Genomic DNA, 15,499 nt, shown 5'->3' with positions numbered 1-15,499 from the left:
CGTGGTCGAGACCGCGACGCTGCGCGAGGAGCTCGCCGCCGCGATGGCGCGCCTGCCCCCGTGGCCGCCCGCCGACGACGCCGGCACGCCGTCCGGCGGCGCCGAGGGCGGCGTCGAGCTCGAGCTGCGCCGGCGCCTGGACACGCTCGCGGCGGTGCACGAGGCGCTGGCCCGGCTGCGCCGGGTGCGCACGGTCGAGGGGCTGATCGCCCGCGCTCCGCAGGAGGTCTGCGGCGCCTGCGGCTTCGACCGCTGCGTCGTCTACCAGGTGCGCGGTCCCGAGCTCATCGCCGAGAGCTTCCACGTCGACGGCGACCCCGCGACCGCCGAGCGCCTGCTGGCCTTCTCGCGGCGCTTCCCGCTCCAGCTGCGCGACCAGGTGCTCGAGCGCGAGATGGTCCGCCGGCGCATCCCGATGACCGTGCAAGACGTGATGGACAACCCGCGGACGTTCAAGCCGCTGGCCGAGGTCTACGACACGCACTCCTACGTCGCCGCGCCGATCCTCCCCGAGGGCCGCGTCATCGGCTTCGTGCACGCCGACCACCGCCACAAGCCGCGGCGGGTGGACGAGGTCGACCGCGACGCGCTGTGGGCGTTCGCCGAGGGCCTGGGCCTGGCCATCGAGCGCAACCGCCTCGCCGAGCGGCTGCAGGCCCAGGGCGAGGAGCTCCAGCGGCTGCTGCGCCGCGCGCAGGCGGTCGTCAGCGACTACCGCGAGGCGGGGGTCGAGCTCGTCTCCCACGGCGACGAGCCCAGCGCCGCGATGCGCACCGCCGAGGCGCTGCTCGGCGGCCCGACGCCGGAGCTCGAGGAGGGGCCCGTGGCGTCGCTGTCCCCGCGTGAGCGCGAGGTGCTCGCCCTGCTGGCCGGCGGTGCGTCGAACGCCCAGATCGCCGAGCGGCTCTTCATCGCCGACGAGACGGCCAAGAGCCACGTCAAGCACGTCCTGCGCAAGCTCGGCGCGGCCAACCGCGTCGAGGCCGCGGCGTTCTGGCTGCGCGCCCAGCAGGACGGCCTCTAGCCGCCGTCGCGGTGCAGGGCGACGCCGGCGACGACCAGGCCGACGCCCAGGAGGTCCGTGGCCGACGGGACCTGCGCGAGGACGACGAGGCCGATGACCGTGGCGGTGGCGGGCAGGAGCGCGACGAGCAGCGCGTAGCCCGCACGGGACAGCGCAGCCATCGCGCGCTGGTCGGCGACGTACGGGACCACCGACGAGCAGACCGCCACGCCCGCCCCCGCGGCGAGCGCGACGGGGTCGGTGAACGCGGGGAGCGCGTCGGCGAGCGCGACGGGGGAGACCGCGACCGTCGCCACGACCATCGACGCGGCGAGGCCGTCGACGCCGTCGAGCGCCGCGAGCCGGCTCGCGCGGTGCGCGAGGGCGATGTAGGCGGCGAAGAGCAGCGCGTTGGCGGCGGCCAGCGCGACGCCCAGCGCCTCGCCCTCGAGGTGCACGCCGGTGAGGACGTAGACGCCCGGGACCGCGAGCACGAGCGCGGCGAGGTTGCGTGCGCTGCGCACGCCGAGCGCCGCGAGCACGACCACGGGCGCGAACTCGACGGCGGCCACCGTGGCGAGGGGAAGGCGGTCGATGGCGAGGTAGAAGCAGCAGTTCATGGCCGCCAGCACGGCGCCCCAGGCGACCAGCAGCCGGCGCCCGGCGCGGTCGAGCTGGGCGAGCGCGCGCCACGGCCGGCGCCACGCCGCGAGCAGCGCCGCCGCGACGGCGATGCGCAGCCACGCGACGCCCAGCACGTCGAGGCGCGCGAAGAGCAGGACGGCGAAGGCCGGGCCGAGGTAGTGGAAGGTCGCCGAGACGAGGAACCAGCCCTGCGGAGGCACGGTCCGAGAGGCTCGACGGCGGCGCGGCTCGACGGAATGGCCGATCGACGGCATGCTGCGCGCGATGCCTGCGAAGCCGAGGTCCGCGCCGTGCTCGACCCGCTGAACCGTCAGCTCGTGGCCGAGCTGCAGGGCGACGCCCGCCTGTCACTGGCCGAGCTGGGCCGCCGCGTCGGCCTCAGCGCCCCCGCGGTGGCCGAGCGCCTCGCGCGCCTCGAGGCGACGGGCGTCATCCGCGGCTACCGCGCCGACGTCGACCCGCGCGCGGTCGGCTGGCCGCTGAGCGTCGTGGTCCGCGTGCGCCCGGCGCCGCGGATGATCCCCAAGGTCGCCGAGGCCGCGGCCGCGTCGTCCGAGGTCGTCTGGTGCCATCGCATCACCGGGGAGGACTGCTTCGTCCTGCGCGCGCACGTCCGCGACGTCGACCACCTCGAGGAGCTCATCGACCGCTTCACCCCCTTCGGGCAGACGACGACGTCGATCGTCCAGTCCTCCCCCGTCGACGGCCGCCCCGTCGCCCTGGGATGAAAGGTGCCTGGCACCTTCCAGGTACCACCACCGTGCGGCGGCTCGGCTGATGCCATCCTCGACGCATGGGGCACATCGCCGTCACCGGGCTGGCCTACGCCCACCCGGGCGGCGACCCGCTGTTCGAGGAGGTCACCTTCAAGGTCGCGCCCGGCCAGACCGCCGGCCTGGTCGGCGTCAACGGCGTCGGCAAGTCGACGCTGTTGCGCGTCATCGCCGGCGAGCTGCAGGCCGAGGCCGGCGAGTCCGGCGTCGGCGGTCGCCTGGCGCGGATGCCGCAGGACGTCGGCACCGGCGACGACGCGCGCACGGTCCGCGAGCTGCTGCTCGTGGCGGCGCCGTCGTCCCTGCGCGACGCGGGCGAGCGCATGGCCGGGGCCGAGCAGGCGCTGGCCGCCGGCGAGGCGCCCGAGGTCGCGGGCGTCGCGCTGGGCGAGGCGATCGCCGACTGGTCCGAGCTGGGCGGCTACGAGCTCGAGGCGCGCTGGGACGAGGCGTGCCGCCGCGTCGTGCGCGCAGGGCTCGACGAGGTCGGCCCGCGCCCGGCGGGGACGCTGAGCGGCGGCGAGCGCAAGCAGCTCGTCCTCGCCGCGCTGCTGGCCTCCGACGCCGACGTCCTGCTCCTCGACGAGCCCGACAACTTCCTGGACATCCCGGCCAAGCGCGAGCTCGAGCGCGCGCTGGCGGGGACGCCGAAGACCGTGCTGCTCATCAGCCACGACCGGGCGGTCCTGCGCGCGGCGGTGGGCGCCGTCGTGACGCTCGAGGGCCGGGGCGCCTGGACGCACCCCGGGTCCTACGCGACCTACCGCGAGGCGCGCGAGGCCCGCCAGCGCAAGCTCGGCGACGCCCTGCAGCGCTGGCGCGACGAGGAGCGGCGCCTGCGCGAGCTCGTGCGCAAGTTCAAGGAGCGCGCGAAGTACTCGTCGGACTGGGCCAAGAAGGCCGACGCGATGGAGACGCGCTGGAAGCGCTTCACCGCCGACGGCCCGCCGCCGGCGCCGGTCGGCGACCGCCAGATCAAGGTCCGCCTGCGCGGCGGCGACTCGGCGCGGCGCGTGCTCGCCTTGCGCCACCTCGCGATCCCGGGCCTCGTCGCGCCCGTCGACGACGAGGTGCACTTCGGCGAGCGCGTCGGCCTGGTGGGCCCCAACGGCTCGGGCAAGAGCCACCTGCTGCGGCTGCTCGCCGGCGAGGACGTCGCCCACGAGGGCGAGCTGCTCGTCGGCCCGCGCGTCTCGCCGGGGCTCTTCACGCAGCTCAACGTCCGGCCCGACCTCATGGACCGCGTCGTCCTCGACGCGGTGCAGGAGCGCACCGGCAACCGCGAGCAGGCCATGCAGGGCCTCGCGCGCTACGACCTGCAGACGGCGGCGCACCGGCCCTACCGGACGCTGTCGGGCGGCCAGCGCGCGCGGCTCGAGGTGCTGCTGCTCGAGATCGAGGGCCACAACCTGCTGCTCCTCGACGAGCCGACGGACAACCTGGACGTCGAGAGCTGCGAGGCGCTCGAGGCGGCGCTCGAGGAGTTCGAGGGGACGGTGGTCGCCGTCTCCCACGACCGCGCGTTCCTCGAGCGCCTGGACCGCTTCCTGCTCGTCCCGCACGCCGGTCCCGTACGGGCGCTGCCGGACCCGCGGGCGGCACTCGAAGCGCTCGGCGCTTAGCTCCTGCAAAGGTTGAACGCCTGTTCAGCTTTTGCTTCTCTTGGTCGCATGAACGTCCGCGTCTGCGCCCTGGCGCTGCTCGCCGCCCTGCTGCTGACGGCGACCGCCCAGGCGCACCCCGAGCGCCCCACGAAGTTCCCGGACCCCAACGGCGCGACCGTGCCCGAGGTCCGCACGTCGGGGCCGGTCCTGGTCGTGTGCAACGCCGGCTCGGGGACGGCGATCAAGAAGGTCTTCAAGGGCAAGGGCCGGAAGACCACGAAGCTGCGCAGGCAGCGGCTCGCCCTGCTGAAGAAGTGCAGGTTCAAGCACATCCAGGCGGCGGTGGACGCGGCGAAGACCGGCGACCGGATCCAGATCCTCCCGGGCACCTACCGCGAGGAGCCCAGCCGCGAGGTCCGCCACAACGACCCAGGGTGCGGAGCGCTGCGCGACCCGGGCGACGGCCACGGCGCCTACGCGCTGTACGCCTTCCACCTGAAGTGCCCGACGTCGCGCAACCTCATCTTCATCGGCGGCGACTCCAACGACGACGGCACCTGCGACGCCAAGTGCCGCCTGCAGATGGAGGGCATGGGCAAGAAGCCGACCGACGTGCGGATCATCGGCGACCGCGTCAAGGAGGACGTGATCCGCGCCGACCGCGCCGACGGCTTCGTCCTGCGCAACGTCTCGGTCGAGCAGGGCGCGTTCAACGGCGTCGACGTCGTGGAGACCAACGGGTTCCGGCTCGAGCACCTCGAGGCGGTCTACAACCAGAACTACGGCGTCCTGACCTTCACGTCGGACAACGGCCTCTACGACACGATCGAGGCCTACGGCAACGGCGACTCCGGCGTCTACCCCGGCTCGGGGCCCGAGCGCCACTGCCAGAGCTACGGCATCGAGATCCGCAACGTCGACTCCCACGACAACGTGCTCGGCTACTCGGGCACCGCGGGCAACGGCACCTGGGTGCACGACTCGAAGTTCCACCACAACTCCGCGGGCATCTCCGACGACTCGTTCGCCTCCGGCCACCCGGGGATGCCGCAGGACTGCTCGAAGTGGGAGGACAACGAGGTCTACTCCAACAACGTGAACTTCTTCACGACCGAGCTGCAGCAGCACTGCGCGGCGACGCCGTTCGAGAAGCTCGAGCGCGAGGAGGTCTGCCCGCAGTTCCAGGTGCCGGTCGGCGCCGGGTTCATCCTCTACGGCGTCAACGACAACATCATCCGGCGCAACAGGGTCTGGGACAACTGGCGCTCGGGCGTCCGGCTGTTCTGGGTGCCCGGCGTCATCCGCGGCGAGACCAGCCCGGAGGCGCAGTTCGACACCTCCAACGGCAACAGGTTCATCGCCAACACGTTCGGCAAGGACCGCGACGGCAGGCCGGCCCCCAACGGCGTCGACGTCTTCTGGGACGAGCAGGGGATGGGCAACTGCTGGGACGGCAACGTCGGCCTCGCGCCCGGCGGCGGCATCACGTCGGACCCGGCGACCCTGTCCGGCTGCCCCGGCTCGCTGTTCAAGCGGCCGGTGAACGCGATCAAGGCCGCGGCCGAGATCCCGTGCGCCAGCTGGAACCCGCGCACGAACCAGCATCCCGTCGGCTGCGTCTGGTTCGACACGCCCAAGCGCCCGACCCGCCGCTGATGCGCGCCCGCCGGCTCACCGGCGCCCTGGCGGCGGCCTGCGCGGCCGCCGCCCTCGGCGTCGCGGGCTGTGGCGACGACGGCGACGCCGCCGCCGGCGCGCAGCTGCAGTGGGTCAGCCAGCCGGTCGTCTTCGCGCCCGAGGGCCGCGAGCAGGAGCGCATCCTCAGCGGCCGCGTCCTCAACGACGGCGACGAGGCGATCACCGTCCGCGTGGACCAGCTCTTCGCCGAGGGCGCCGACGGGCGGCGCCAGCCCGCCAACGGCCGCTTCGCCGAGGCCTTCGGCCACGGCCTCTACGGCCCCGGCGGCCCGCCCGCGCCCCTGCGCGCCTCGAAGTACGACCAGCGCCGCCTGGGCGAGATCGCCGAGATCGAGCCGGGCCAGTCCAAGCCGCTGACCGTGGCGTGGCGCGGGGACGCGACCGTGCTGCACGTGGGGCCGGCCCGGCTGGAGCTGCCGCCGGCGCAGGCGGGGGACTCGTAGGGCCGGTTCAGCCCGACGTCGCGCCCACGACCACCGCGTCCAGCTCCGCCAGCGTCGCCTCGAGCGGCGCCACGGACCGCTGCGCGCGACACAGCACCACCGCGCCCTCGATCGCGGCGACGCTGAGCGCGGCCACGCGCAGCGCGCGGCCCTCGTCGGCACCCGCGTCCTGCAGCAGCGCCGCCAGGCGCCCCTGCCACGTCGCGAACACCTCGCCGGCGGCGTCGCGCGGGCCGTCGTCGCCGTCGTGGTCCTCGACGGCGACCGCGACGACCGGGCAGCCCACGTTGAAGTCCTTGCGCTCGAGCTCGGCGGCGAAGAAGCGGCCGAAGGTGCGCAGCGCGGTGCGCGGGTCGTCGGCGTCGCCGACGGCGGCGCCGAAGGCCTCGCCGGCCCAGCGCACGGCCTCCTCGGCGAGCTGCGCCTTGCCGCGCGGGAAGTGGTGGTAGATCGAGCCGCGCGGGGCGCCCGTCGAGGCGATGACCTCGCGGAAGCCGGTGCCGCTGTAGCCGCGGCGGCGCAGCAGGTCGGCGGCGCCGCGGACCATGACGTCGCGGGTGTCGGCGCGCTTGACCATGACGGCCATCATAGGCACTATGACGGTCGTCATACTCTCGTCAAGCCGCCGCAGGAGGCCGATCCACCGCCATGCCGCTCCTCGAAGTCGTCACGCCCCACGGGACCCTCGACCAGCCGACCACCGACGCGCTGCTCGCCGAGCTCGGCGCCACGCTCCTGCGCTGGGAGGGCGCGCCCGACACGCCGTTCATGCGCTCGCTGATGTGGGCCTCGGCCTCCGAGCAGCGCTTCGTCGTCGGCGGGGACGCCGAGGCGCCGCCCGTCTTCCGCGTCCACGCGACGGTGCCCGAGGGGGCGCTGAGCGCGCGGCGCAAGGCGGGCTTCGTGCAGGAGGCCACCGCCGCGGTCGTCCGGCACGCCGGCCTGGACGCCGAGGCCGACGGCCTGCGCGTCTGGGTCCTCGTGCACGAGGTGCCCGACGGCAACTGGGGCGCCGGCGGGACCGTCGTCCAGTTCGCGCAGATCCGCCAGATGGCCGCGGCGCAGCGCGCCGAGGCCGGAGCGGAGGCGGCGCCCGCGTAGCGCGGCGCCTACGGCAGGCGGCCCTGGCGACGGACGCCCAGGGCCGCCGCGCCGAGCAGCAGGACGAGCCCGGCGAACGCCGGCATCACCGTGATCTCGCGCTGCTCGCTCTTCGTCGAGAGCTGCGCACCCAGGCGCTCGTAGATCTCCTTGAGCCGCTCGGCGTCGTCGACCTCGTAGGCCTCGGCGCCGGAGATCGCCGCGATCTCGCGCATCGTCTCCGGGTCGGGCGGCACCGGCAGCGAGCCGCCGAACGGCCCGCCCGGCACGACGCCGTCGGGCGTGCCGAGGGCGATCGTGAAGACCGGGATGCGCGCGGCGCCGGCGCGGCGGGCGACGACGAGCGGGTCGACGCCGTCGGTCGCCTGGCCGTCGGAGAGCAGGACGATCGCCGTCGGCGGCCGCGAGCCCACGGCGGGACGGCGCGGCAGCGCGTCGAGCGCGACCTGCAGGGCGTCGCCGGTCGCCGTCCCGCCGACGGGCTCGAGCGAGCGGATGGTGCCCTCGGTCGGCGTGCGGTCGGGGGAGGGACGGACGACCGTGTAGGGCCGGTCCGAGAAGCCGACGACGCCGACGCGCACGCGCTCCGGGATCTTGTCGAGGAACGCGAGCGCCGCCCGGCGGGCGGCCTCGAGGCGGTTGGGCTCGACGTCCTCGGCCTCCATGGAGCGCGACGCGTCGAGCACGAGCATGAGCGACGCCCGCTCGTCGGGCACCGCGACCGTGCGCTCCGGTCGCGCGAGCGCGACCACCAGGGCGGCGACCGCCGCGAGCAGGACCGCCAGCGGCAGGTGGCGGCGCCACGCCGGCTCGTGGCCGATGACGCCCGCGAGCACGGGGACGCCCGGGAAGCGGACCGCATGGCGCCGGGCCCGGCGCTGGGCGGCGCTGCGCAGCAGCAGGATCGCCGGGACGAGCAGGAGCGCGAGGAAGGCCAGCGGGCTGGCGAAGCTGATCGCGACCGGCACGGCGAGGCTCATCGCGGGGCGAGCCCCCGGCCGAGGCCGCGCAGCCAGTCCTCACCCGTCGAGAGGTCGACGTGCGCCGCCCGCGCGCGGCGGAAGGCCTGCACGAGCGCGGCCCGCCGGGACGCCTCGGCCGCCGCGTAGCGGTGGCGCAGCGCCGCGTCGGACGTGTCGACCTCGACGAGCCGCCCGGTCTCCGGGTCGGCCATGAGGACGCGGCCGACGGCGGGCAGCTCGGCCTCCCGCGGGTCGTGGACCTCGACGCAGCACAGCGCGTGGCGCTGGCCGAGGCCGGTCAGGACCTTCTCCCAGCCGTCCTGCTCGCGGAAGTCGCTGACGACGGCGATGAACCCGGCGCGCTGGGTCACCCGGCCGACGCGGTCCAGCGCCGCGGCCAGCCCGGAGCGCTCGTCGGCGGCGCCGCCCTCGCCCGTCGGGTCCGGCGCAACACCGCCCTCGAGCGCCGCCTCGACCGCCAGCACCGCCCGCCGGCCGCCGCGCGGGGGCGACAGCGGGATCCCCGGCGCGCCCGCGAGCACGACGCCCACGCGCCCGCCGCCGCGACCGGCCAGCCGCGCGAGGACCTTCGCCGCGCCCTGCGCGACGTCGCTCTTGAGCCGCAGCGCCGTCCCGAACGCCATCGACGGCGAGACGTCGACCACGATCCACGAGGTCAGGACCCGCTCGGGGACGTGCTCGCGCACGTGCGGCACGCCGGTGCGCGCGCTGGCCGCCGCGTCGAGCGAGCGCGGGTCGTCGCCCGGCCGGTAGGGCCGGATCTGCGCGAGCTCGGTGCCGGAGCCGGTGCCCGCCGCGCGGTGCTCGCCCGGCAGCAGGCCGCCGACGCGCTGCTCGAGGCGCAGGGCCAGGCCCTGGACGAGCGCGCTGGGGATCGGCCCCGGGCCCTGAGCCCCGGGCGGGCGCTGCAGCCCGGCGCCGATGCGGTGGCCGACAGCCCCCGTGGAGGCCGCAGCCGCCACTACGCCGCGGCCGCCCCGTGGGCCGGCACCGTGGCCAGCACGCGGTCCAGGATGTCGTCCGTGGTGACGCCGTCGGCGAGCGCGTCGTAGGAGAGGACGATCCGGTGGCGCAGCACGTCGTGGGCGAGGTCGCGCACGTCGCCGGTGACGACGTGGCCGCGGCCGCGCAGCATCGCCAGCGCCTGGGCGGCCTGGACGAGGCCGATCGGCCCGCGCGGGCTGGAGCCGAAGGCGATGAGCGGCTCGAGCTCGTCGAGCCCGTGGCGGCTCGGGCGGCGCGTGGCGTCGGCCAGCCGGACGGCGTAGCCGACGACCTCGCGGTCGACGAGCACCTCGCGGGCCGCGCCGGCGAAGCGGTTGAGGTCCTCGAGCTCGAGGACCTGGCGCGCGTCGGGCAGGCCGCTGACGACGCGGCCGACGACGGCCGCCTCCTCGCCGGGGCTCGGGTAGTCGACGAGGACCTTGAAGAGGAAGCGGTCGAGCTGGGCCTCGGGCAGCGGGTAGGTGCCCTCGGACTCGATCGGGTTCTGCGTCGCCAGGACGAGGAACGGCTCGGGCACCACGTGCGTCTCGCCGCCGATCGTCACCTGGTGCTCCTGCATGACCTCGAGCAGCGCGGACTGCACCTTCGCGGGCGCGCGGTTGATCTCGTCGGCGAGCAGGAGGTTGGCGAAGACGGGGCCGAGCTCGGTCTGGAAGGTGCTCGAGTCCGGCCGCCAGATGCGCGTGCCGACGAGGTCGGCCGGCACGAGGTCCGGCGTGAACTGCACGCGGCCGAAGCGCCCGCCGACGACCTGGGAGAGCGTCTTGACCGTCAGCGTCTTGGCCAGGCCGGGCACGCCCTCGAGCAGGACGTGGCCCCCGACCAGCACCGCCAGGAGCAGGCGCTCGAGCAGGGCGTCCTGACCGACGACGACGCGCTTGGCCTCCTGCAGCGCCGACTCGAGCGCGCGACGGCTCTCGGGCAGGTCGTCGCCGCCGAACGGCCGGTGCTCCTGGTCAGGGACGGGCTCGAGCGTCACCCCCGGCACGGTACGAGCTCCGCCGTCAGCCACCCGTAAGACGGCGTTCAGGCTGCCTTGAGCACGCGGGCGTACAGTCGACAGGGCAATGCGCGTGCTCATCGCCGAAGACGAGGTCCGGGTCGCCGCCGCCGTGGCGCGCGGACTGCGCCGTGAGGGCATGGCGGTCGACGTCGCCAACGACGGGGCCGGCGCCCTCGCCAAGGCCCGGGTGCACCCCTACGACGTCGTCGTCCTCGACCGCGACCTGCCCGAGCTGCACGGCGACGACGTCTGCCGCGCGCTCAACAGCGAGCAGCCCGAGACGAAGATCCTCATGCTCACCGCCGCGCGGACGACCGACGACCTCGTCACCGGCCTGTCCCTGGGCGCCGACGACTACCTCCCCAAGCCGTTTCGCTTCGCCGAGCTCGTCGCGCGCCTGCGGGCGCTGGCCCGCCGCACCGGCCAGGCGCTGCCCGCCGTGCTCGAGCACGGCGACGTGGTCCTGGACCCGGCCCGGCGCACCGTCGAGCGCGCCGGCCGCCCGATCTCGCTGAGCCCGAAGGAGTTCGGCGTCCTGCAGGCGCTGATGGAGGCCGGCGGCGCGATCGTCAGCGTCGAGCAGCTGCTCGAGCGCGTGTGGGACGAGAACGTCGACCCGTTCACCAACACGGTCCGCATGACCGTGATGACGCTGCGGCGCAAGCTCGGCGACCCGGCCGTCATCCACACGGTCCCCGGCGCCGGCTACCGCGTGTGACGCCGGGCGGCCGCCGGCGGCGGGCGCCCTCGGTCCGCGTCCGCCTCACCGCCCTCTACGCCGGGGTGCTCGTCCTGAGCACCGCGGCGCTGCTGGCCGCCTCCTACGTGGTGCTGCGCGGGCAGCTGGACCGCACGCTGCCGCCCGAGCTGGCCGACGACGCGCTGGCCGACGTCGCCGGCCAGTACGTCGTGGGCCTCCTGGGCGCGACGCTCCTCGCCGTCGCGCTGGGGTGGGCGCTCGCCGGCCGCGCGCTCGCACCCATCGCCCGCATCACCGCCACCGCACGCCGGATCTCCGACGAGCGCCTCGACGCGCGCGTCGGCCTCGAGGACGGCCCCGACGACGAGCTGCGCGAGCTGGCCGCGACGCTCGACGAGATGCTTGACCGCCTCGAGCGCTCCTTCGGCGCGCAGCGCCGCTTCGTCGCCAACGCCAGCCACGAGCTGCGCTCCCCGCTCACCGTCATCCGGACGGAGGCCGAGGTCGCCCTCGCCGACCCCGACGCCACGCCTGAGGAGCTGCGCGAGGCGCTCGGCCACGTCGTCGAGGCCGCCGACCGCACGGAGGAGCTGCTCGAGGCGCTGCTCGTCCTGGCTCGCTCCCACGCCGCGTCGGGCGGGCGCGAGCCGCTGGACCTCGCCGCGGCGGCGCGCGCCGCGGTGGCGGCCGTGCCGCCCGGCCAGGTGGACGTGACGATCGACGCGCCGCCCGCGCCCGCCGTCGGCGACCGCGCGCTCGTCGAGCGCCTGGCGGTCAACCTCGTCGACAACGCCGTGCGCTACAACCGCGCCGGCGGCCGGGTCACCGTCGTCACCGGCCGCGACGGCGCGTGGGCCTGGCTGCGCGTGACGAACACCGGGCCCGAGCTCTCGCAGGACGACGCGACGCGCCTGACCGAGCCCTTCGAGCGCCTGGGGCGGCGGGCGGGCGCGGGCGGCTCGGGCCTCGGCCTCTCCATCGTGCGCTCGGTCGTCGAGGCCCACGGCGGCCGGCTGGCGATCACGCCGCGGCCCGCGCCGCTCGGCGGGCTCGAGGTCGAGGTGCGGCTGCCGGCCGGCGGCTAGCTGCGGAAGTCCGGCGCCACCGACTGCTGCTTGCGGTGGGGCTTCGGGCAGTCGCGCCCGTCGCGGTGCTGGGGCGCGGCGTGGCGGTGCTGCTTGGTGGCCGCGGCGAGGTCCGTGTCCACGGCGGCGACGCCCTGCACGGAGGAGCCGAGCAGCCCGAGGCCGGCCACGGCGATCGCGGTCACGGGCAGGCGGCGCAGGGCAGGGCGCATGGCCTCATCCAAGCTGCACGGCCTGAAGCCCGTCTAAACGGCGTGCGTCACGAGACGCACTAGGGCAGGCGCCCGAAGAACGCGAGCGAGAGCGCCCCGCCGGCGAGCACGAACAGCAGCGCGGCCCCGGCCACGCCGGCCGTCATCTCCCGCCGCTCGTCCTGGCGCCCCACCCGCGAGCCGAGCTCCTCGTACACGCGGTCGAGGCGCGGGGCGTCCGCCGCGGTGAACGCCTCGCCGCGCGCCACGGCGGCGATCCGCCGCAGCGACGCGGGGTCCGGCGGCACGCGGCGCACCTCGGTGCCCTGGCCGCCGGGGCGGCGCACGCGGATCGTCCCCTGCTGGGTGCCGAGCGCGACGGTGTAGACCGGCACGCGCTGGCGGCGCGCCTCGCGGGCGACGTCGACCGGGTCGCGCCCGCGCACGCTGGCGCCGTCGGTGAGCAGGACGACCGCGGCCGGCGGTGCCTCGGGGCCCGACTCGGTGCCGCGGGGGCGCACGAGGCGCAGCGCCGCGGCGAGCGCGTCGCCCGTCGCGGTGCCGCCGGCCGGGGTGAGCGTCGCGAAGGCGTCGCGCAGCTCCTGGCGGTCGACCGTCGGGGTCGCGATGACCTCGGCGCGCTGGTTGAACGCGACGGCCGCGGCGCGGACCTGGCGCGGGAGGCGGTCCAGGAAGCGGCTGACGGCCTGGCGCGCGGCGTCCAGGCGGTTGGGCGCGACGTCGCGCGCCTCCATGGAGCCCGAGCGGTCGGTGACCAGGACGACGGTCGCCTGCTCGGACGGGACGGCGACAGTCCGCTCCGGCTTGGCCAAGGCGACGCCGAGCAGCGCGAGGGCCAGGGCGTAGCAGGCGATCGGGGCGTGCCGGCGCCACCCGGGCCGGTCGCGGATCGCCGACGCGGCGACGGCCGGCGCGGCGAAGGCCGAGACCTGCGCGCGCCGGCGCCCCTGGTCGATGAGGTACCACCAGAGCGCCAGCGGGACGAGCAGCAGCCCGAGCAGGAGCCACGGCTCGGCGAAGGAGAGGGCGACCGGCGCCGCCACGGCGGCGGCGCTCACGGGCCGGCGGTCGAGGGCCGGTCGGCGAGCTCGACCTCGACCGTCATCCGGTCGCCGTTGCGCAGCACGGTGATCGGGATGCGGTCGCCCGGCTCGCGGTCGTTGATCGCGCGCGACACGTCCTCGGGTGCGCGCACGGGCGTGCCGTCGACGCTGACGATCGTGTCGCCGTCGCGGCCCTGCAGCGTCCGCGCGGCGCGCAGGCCGGCGCGCGACGCCGGGCTGTCCGGGCGCACCTCGCGCACGACGGCGCCCGTGGCGCCGCTGGGCGCCGCGCCCGTCGCCACGCCGAGGTACGGCCGCACGACGTGCCCCCCGTTCTTGAGCGTCGGGACGACCTCGCGGACGGTGTTGGACGGGACGGCGAAGCCGATGCCGACGTTGCCGCCGCCGCCCCCCGCGGTGGCGATCTGGGAGTTGACGCCGATGACGCGGCCGCGCTCGTCGAGCAGCGGGCCGCCGGAGTTGCCGGGGTTGATCGGCGCGTCGGTCTGGATGACCTCGTCGATGGAGAAGCCGTTGGGCGCCTCGATGGAGCGACCGACGCCCGAGACGATGCCCTGGGTGACCGTCCGCTGGAGCCCCAGCGGGTAGCCGATCGCGACCGCGAGCTGGCCGGTCTCGACGTCGTCGGAGTCGGCCAGCGGCAGCGGCTTGACGCCGCTCACGGCCCGGCGCGAGACGCGCAGCACGGCCAGGTCGGTCGACGGGTCGGTGCCCATCACGCGGGCGCGGACCGGCGGCTTGCCGTCGTCGAGGACGAGCGAGACGCGCTCGGAGGCGCCGACCACGTGGGCGTTGGTGACCACGGTCCCGTCGCCGTCGATGAGCCAGCCCGTGCCGCTGCCGCCGTTGCGGCGGACCTGCAGGACCGACTTGCCGGCGCCGGCGTAGATCGCGCCCGTGCGGCTCGGCGGGATCCGGCCCGGCGTGGCCTGGATCTCCTTGGGCTGGGCGACCTCGGTCTCGCCGTCGAGCGCGCCGGCGGCGAAGAGCGACCCGACGGCCACGGCGGCGCCGCCCGCGGCGGTGGCGGCGATGGCGGCGACCCGGCGCGAGCGCGGGGGCGGCGGCGGGGCGAGCTCCGCGGTGGCCGCGGCACCCCGCGGGGGGGACGCGGCGCGCTGGCGCTCCTGCCACGAGCTGCGCCCGGCGGGCTGCTCGTCCCCGGGAGCCTCCGGACCACCGGCGCTGCTCCCCGGCGCGGCGGCCGGAGGATCCGGGCGGTTCGCTGGATCCTCGTCGGACGCCCAGAGGGGGAAGCCGTCACGCATGCACGTCCCAGGGTGCCAACGCCACCGTCAAGGGTGCCTAAGACGCCTGCCGCCGGGTAGCGCCTAGAGGGCCATGACCGACACGACTCGCACCCCCGAGCGGTCGAACGGCTCCGCGGCGGACCGGCCCACGGCCGACCTCGTCAAGGACCTCTCGACCCAGCTCTCGACGCTCGTGCGCAAGGAGCTGGAGCTCGCGAAGCTCGAGCTGACGGCGAAGGGCAAGCAGGCCGGCATCGGCGCCGGCATGCTCGGCGCCGGCGGCCTCCTCGCGCTCTTCGGCGCCGGCGCCCTGGTCGCCGCGGCCATCGCCGGCCTCGCCACCGCCGTCGACACCTGGCTGGCCGCCGTGATCGTCGGCGCGGTGCTCCTGGCCACGGCCGGCGTGCTCGCGCTGCTGGGCAAGAACCGCGCGACGAGCGCCCTGCCGCCCGCGCCGGAGCAGACCATCGCCGACGTCCAGGAGGACGTCCGCTTCACCAAGCAGCGCGTCCAGGAGGCCCGTCGATGAGCGACGACACCCAGACCACGACCACCGACGAGCGGGCCGAGATCCAGGCCGAGATCGAGGAGACGCGCGAGCAGCTCGGCGAGACCGCCGCCGCGCTCGCGCACAAGGCCGACGTCAAGGCCCGCGCGCACGACGCCGTCGAGGAGAAGAAGGCCGAGCTGCGCGGCAAGGCCGAGGAGCTCAAGAGCACGGCGCAGGAGAAGCTCGGCGCCGCGAAGGGCGCCGCCCAGGACCGCGCGCCCGACGGCGCGCAGCAGGGCGCCCAGCAGGCGGCGCAGGCCGCCCAGCACGCCGCCACGCAGGCCCAGCAGGCCGCGAAGGAGAACCCGCTTCCGGCGGCCGCCATTGGCGCGCTGGTGGCCGGGCTCCTGGTCGGCTACCTCGTCGGCCGGCGCCGCTAG

Annotated in this window: 18 protein-coding genes; 10 read left to right on the top strand and 8 right to left on the bottom strand. The window is 76.0% G+C overall.

What is annotated here, in order from left to right; all coding sequences use genetic code 11:
- The first annotated feature begins 1 nt into the window (after position 1).
- Positions 2 to 1,024: a LuxR C-terminal-related transcriptional regulator gene (locus tag JUB12_RS12660; protein WP_205695785.1), complete on the top strand. Its 1,023-nt coding sequence runs from the start codon at positions 2 to 4 to the stop codon at positions 1,022 to 1,024.
- Here JUB12_RS12660 and JUB12_RS12655 read toward each other — a convergent pair.
- Complete coding sequence (locus JUB12_RS12655; RefSeq protein ID WP_371822235.1) at positions 1,021 to 1,902, bottom strand: DMT family transporter; 882 nt, start codon at positions 1,900 to 1,902, stop codon at positions 1,021 to 1,023. The two genes, JUB12_RS12660 and JUB12_RS12655, sit on opposite strands and share 4 nt — an antisense overlap.
- A gap of 36 nt (positions 1,903 to 1,938) precedes the next feature.
- Here JUB12_RS12655 and JUB12_RS12650 point away from each other — a divergent pair, with 36 nt between their 5' ends.
- The 4 genes from JUB12_RS12650 to JUB12_RS12635 all read left to right on the top strand — a co-directional run bounded on the left by JUB12_RS12650 (position 1,939) and on the right by JUB12_RS12635 (position 6,166).
- Positions 1,939 to 2,376 (top strand): Lrp/AsnC family transcriptional regulator, encoded by a 438-nt coding sequence (locus JUB12_RS12650; protein ID WP_205695783.1) that lies wholly within the window; start codon positions 1,939 to 1,941, stop codon positions 2,374 to 2,376.
- Between the two features lie 65 nt (positions 2,377 to 2,441).
- Positions 2,442 to 4,043, top strand: a complete 1,602-nt coding sequence (locus JUB12_RS12645) for an ABC-F family ATP-binding cassette domain-containing protein (RefSeq protein ID WP_205695782.1) — start codon at positions 2,442 to 2,444, stop codon at positions 4,041 to 4,043.
- 48 nt (positions 4,044 to 4,091) lie between these two features.
- On the top strand, positions 4,092 to 5,681 hold the full coding sequence (locus tag JUB12_RS12640; protein WP_205695781.1) for a right-handed parallel beta-helix repeat-containing protein: 1,590 nt from the start codon (positions 4,092 to 4,094) through the stop codon (positions 5,679 to 5,681).
- Positions 5,681 to 6,166, top strand: coding sequence for a hypothetical protein (locus tag JUB12_RS12635; protein ID WP_205695780.1), 486 nt, complete (start codon positions 5,681 to 5,683; stop codon positions 6,164 to 6,166). Before JUB12_RS12640 ends, JUB12_RS12635 begins: the two co-directional genes overlap by 1 nt.
- Positions 6,167 to 6,173: 7 nt before the next feature.
- Here the strand turns inward: JUB12_RS12635 and JUB12_RS12630 are convergent, their stop codons facing one another.
- The gene (locus JUB12_RS12630) at positions 6,174 to 6,743 is read right to left on the bottom strand and encodes a TetR/AcrR family transcriptional regulator (RefSeq protein WP_205695779.1); all 570 of its coding nucleotides are present in this window, start codon (positions 6,741 to 6,743) and stop codon (positions 6,174 to 6,176) included.
- Positions 6,744 to 6,814: 71 nt separating this feature from the next.
- Between JUB12_RS12630 and JUB12_RS12625 the strand changes: the two genes are divergently transcribed.
- Positions 6,815 to 7,267: a tautomerase family protein gene (locus JUB12_RS12625; RefSeq protein ID WP_205695778.1), complete on the top strand. Its 453-nt coding sequence runs from the start codon at positions 6,815 to 6,817 to the stop codon at positions 7,265 to 7,267.
- Between the two features lie 8 nt (positions 7,268 to 7,275).
- Here the strand turns inward: JUB12_RS12625 and JUB12_RS12620 are convergent, their stop codons facing one another.
- Genes JUB12_RS12620 through JUB12_RS12610 form a run of 3 tightly spaced genes read right to left on the bottom strand, consistent with a single transcriptional unit; the run spans position 7,276 to position 10,234 of the window.
- On the bottom strand, positions 7,276 to 8,247 hold the full coding sequence (locus tag JUB12_RS12620; RefSeq protein WP_205695777.1) for a VWA domain-containing protein: 972 nt from the start codon (positions 8,245 to 8,247) through the stop codon (positions 7,276 to 7,278).
- Positions 8,244 to 9,212, bottom strand: a complete 969-nt coding sequence (locus tag JUB12_RS12615) for a DUF58 domain-containing protein (RefSeq protein WP_205695776.1) — start codon at positions 9,210 to 9,212, stop codon at positions 8,244 to 8,246. Before JUB12_RS12615 ends, JUB12_RS12620 begins: the two co-directional genes overlap by 4 nt.
- Entirely contained in the window at positions 9,212 to 10,234 is a 1,023-nt protein-coding gene (locus JUB12_RS12610) for a MoxR family ATPase (protein ID WP_241004251.1), read from the bottom strand. The genes JUB12_RS12615 and JUB12_RS12610 overlap by 1 nt, the downstream gene beginning before the upstream one ends.
- 88 nt (positions 10,235 to 10,322) lie before the next feature.
- Here JUB12_RS12610 and JUB12_RS12605 point away from each other — a divergent pair, with 88 nt between their 5' ends.
- Together JUB12_RS12605 and JUB12_RS12600 are read left to right on the top strand one after the other, a co-directional pair.
- A complete protein-coding gene (locus JUB12_RS12605) occupies positions 10,323 to 10,976 on the top strand; it encodes a response regulator transcription factor (protein ID WP_205695774.1) in 654 nt (217 codons plus the stop codon).
- On the top strand, positions 10,973 to 12,043 hold the full coding sequence (locus tag JUB12_RS12600) for a HAMP domain-containing sensor histidine kinase (protein ID WP_205695773.1): 1,071 nt from the start codon (positions 10,973 to 10,975) through the stop codon (positions 12,041 to 12,043). The genes JUB12_RS12605 and JUB12_RS12600 overlap by 4 nt, the downstream gene beginning before the upstream one ends.
- On the opposite strand, the gene JUB12_RS12595 is transcribed toward JUB12_RS12600, so the two are convergent.
- Genes JUB12_RS12595 through JUB12_RS12585 form a run of 3 tightly spaced genes read right to left on the bottom strand, consistent with a single transcriptional unit; the run spans position 12,040 to position 14,587 of the window.
- A complete protein-coding gene (locus JUB12_RS12595; protein WP_205695772.1) occupies positions 12,040 to 12,255 on the bottom strand; it encodes a hypothetical protein in 216 nt (71 codons plus the stop codon). The two genes, JUB12_RS12600 and JUB12_RS12595, sit on opposite strands and share 4 nt — an antisense overlap.
- A 59-nt stretch (positions 12,256 to 12,314) precedes the next feature.
- The gene (locus JUB12_RS12590) at positions 12,315 to 13,313 is read right to left on the bottom strand and encodes a VWA domain-containing protein (protein ID WP_205695771.1); all 999 of its coding nucleotides are present in this window, start codon (positions 13,311 to 13,313) and stop codon (positions 12,315 to 12,317) included.
- Positions 13,310 to 14,587: a S1C family serine protease gene (locus tag JUB12_RS12585; protein WP_205695770.1), complete on the bottom strand. Its 1,278-nt coding sequence runs from the start codon at positions 14,585 to 14,587 to the stop codon at positions 13,310 to 13,312. Before JUB12_RS12585 ends, JUB12_RS12590 begins: the two co-directional genes overlap by 4 nt.
- Positions 14,588 to 14,660: 73 nt before the next feature.
- Here JUB12_RS12585 and JUB12_RS12580 point away from each other — a divergent pair, with 73 nt between their 5' ends.
- Positions 14,661 to 15,098, top strand: a complete 438-nt coding sequence (locus JUB12_RS12580) for a phage holin family protein (protein ID WP_205695769.1) — start codon at positions 14,661 to 14,663, stop codon at positions 15,096 to 15,098.
- Positions 15,095 to 15,499 carry a DUF3618 domain-containing protein gene (locus JUB12_RS12575; RefSeq protein ID WP_205695768.1) on the top strand — a complete coding sequence of 135 codons (405 nt, stop codon included), beginning with the start codon at positions 15,095 to 15,097 and terminating at the stop codon, positions 15,497 to 15,499. The genes JUB12_RS12580 and JUB12_RS12575 overlap by 4 nt, the downstream gene beginning before the upstream one ends.

Source organism: Conexibacter sp. SYSU D00693, from assembly GCF_017084525.1.
In the GTDB taxonomy this organism is placed as follows: Bacteria; Actinomycetota; Thermoleophilia; order Solirubrobacterales; family Solirubrobacteraceae; genus Baekduia.
The sequence above is the reverse complement of the archived record's forward strand: the minus strand, read 5'-3'. Positions and strand labels throughout refer to the sequence as shown.

Excerpts from the sequence above, each read along its gene's own strand:
- JUB12_RS12655 (WP_371822235.1), bottom strand. The coding sequence starts at position 1,902 with ATGCCGTCGATCGGCCATTCCGTCGAGCCGCGCCGCCGTCGAGCCTCT.
- JUB12_RS12645 (WP_205695782.1), top strand. The coding sequence starts at position 2,442 with ATGGGGCACATCGCCGTCACCGGGCTGGCCTACGCCCACCCGGGCGGC.
- JUB12_RS12640 (WP_205695781.1), top strand. The coding sequence starts at position 4,092 with ATGAACGTCCGCGTCTGCGCCCTGGCGCTGCTCGCCGCCCTGCTGCTG.
- JUB12_RS12635 (WP_205695780.1), top strand. The coding sequence starts at position 5,681 with ATGCGCGCCCGCCGGCTCACCGGCGCCCTGGCGGCGGCCTGCGCGGCC.
- JUB12_RS12630 (WP_205695779.1), bottom strand. The coding sequence starts at position 6,743 with ATGGTCAAGCGCGCCGACACCCGCGACGTCATGGTCCGCGGCGCCGCC.
- JUB12_RS12625 (WP_205695778.1), top strand. The coding sequence starts at position 6,815 with ATGCCGCTCCTCGAAGTCGTCACGCCCCACGGGACCCTCGACCAGCCG.
- JUB12_RS12620 (WP_205695777.1), bottom strand. The coding sequence starts at position 8,247 with ATGAGCCTCGCCGTGCCGGTCGCGATCAGCTTCGCCAGCCCGCTGGCC.
- JUB12_RS12605 (WP_205695774.1), top strand. The coding sequence starts at position 10,323 with ATGCGCGTGCTCATCGCCGAAGACGAGGTCCGGGTCGCCGCCGCCGTG.
- JUB12_RS12595 (WP_205695772.1), bottom strand. The coding sequence starts at position 12,255 with ATGCGCCCTGCCCTGCGCCGCCTGCCCGTGACCGCGATCGCCGTGGCC.
- JUB12_RS12585 (WP_205695770.1), bottom strand. The coding sequence starts at position 14,587 with ATGCGTGACGGCTTCCCCCTCTGGGCGTCCGACGAGGATCCAGCGAAC.
- JUB12_RS12580 (WP_205695769.1), top strand. The coding sequence starts at position 14,661 with ATGACCGACACGACTCGCACCCCCGAGCGGTCGAACGGCTCCGCGGCG.
- JUB12_RS12575 (WP_205695768.1), top strand. The coding sequence starts at position 15,095 with ATGAGCGACGACACCCAGACCACGACCACCGACGAGCGGGCCGAGATC.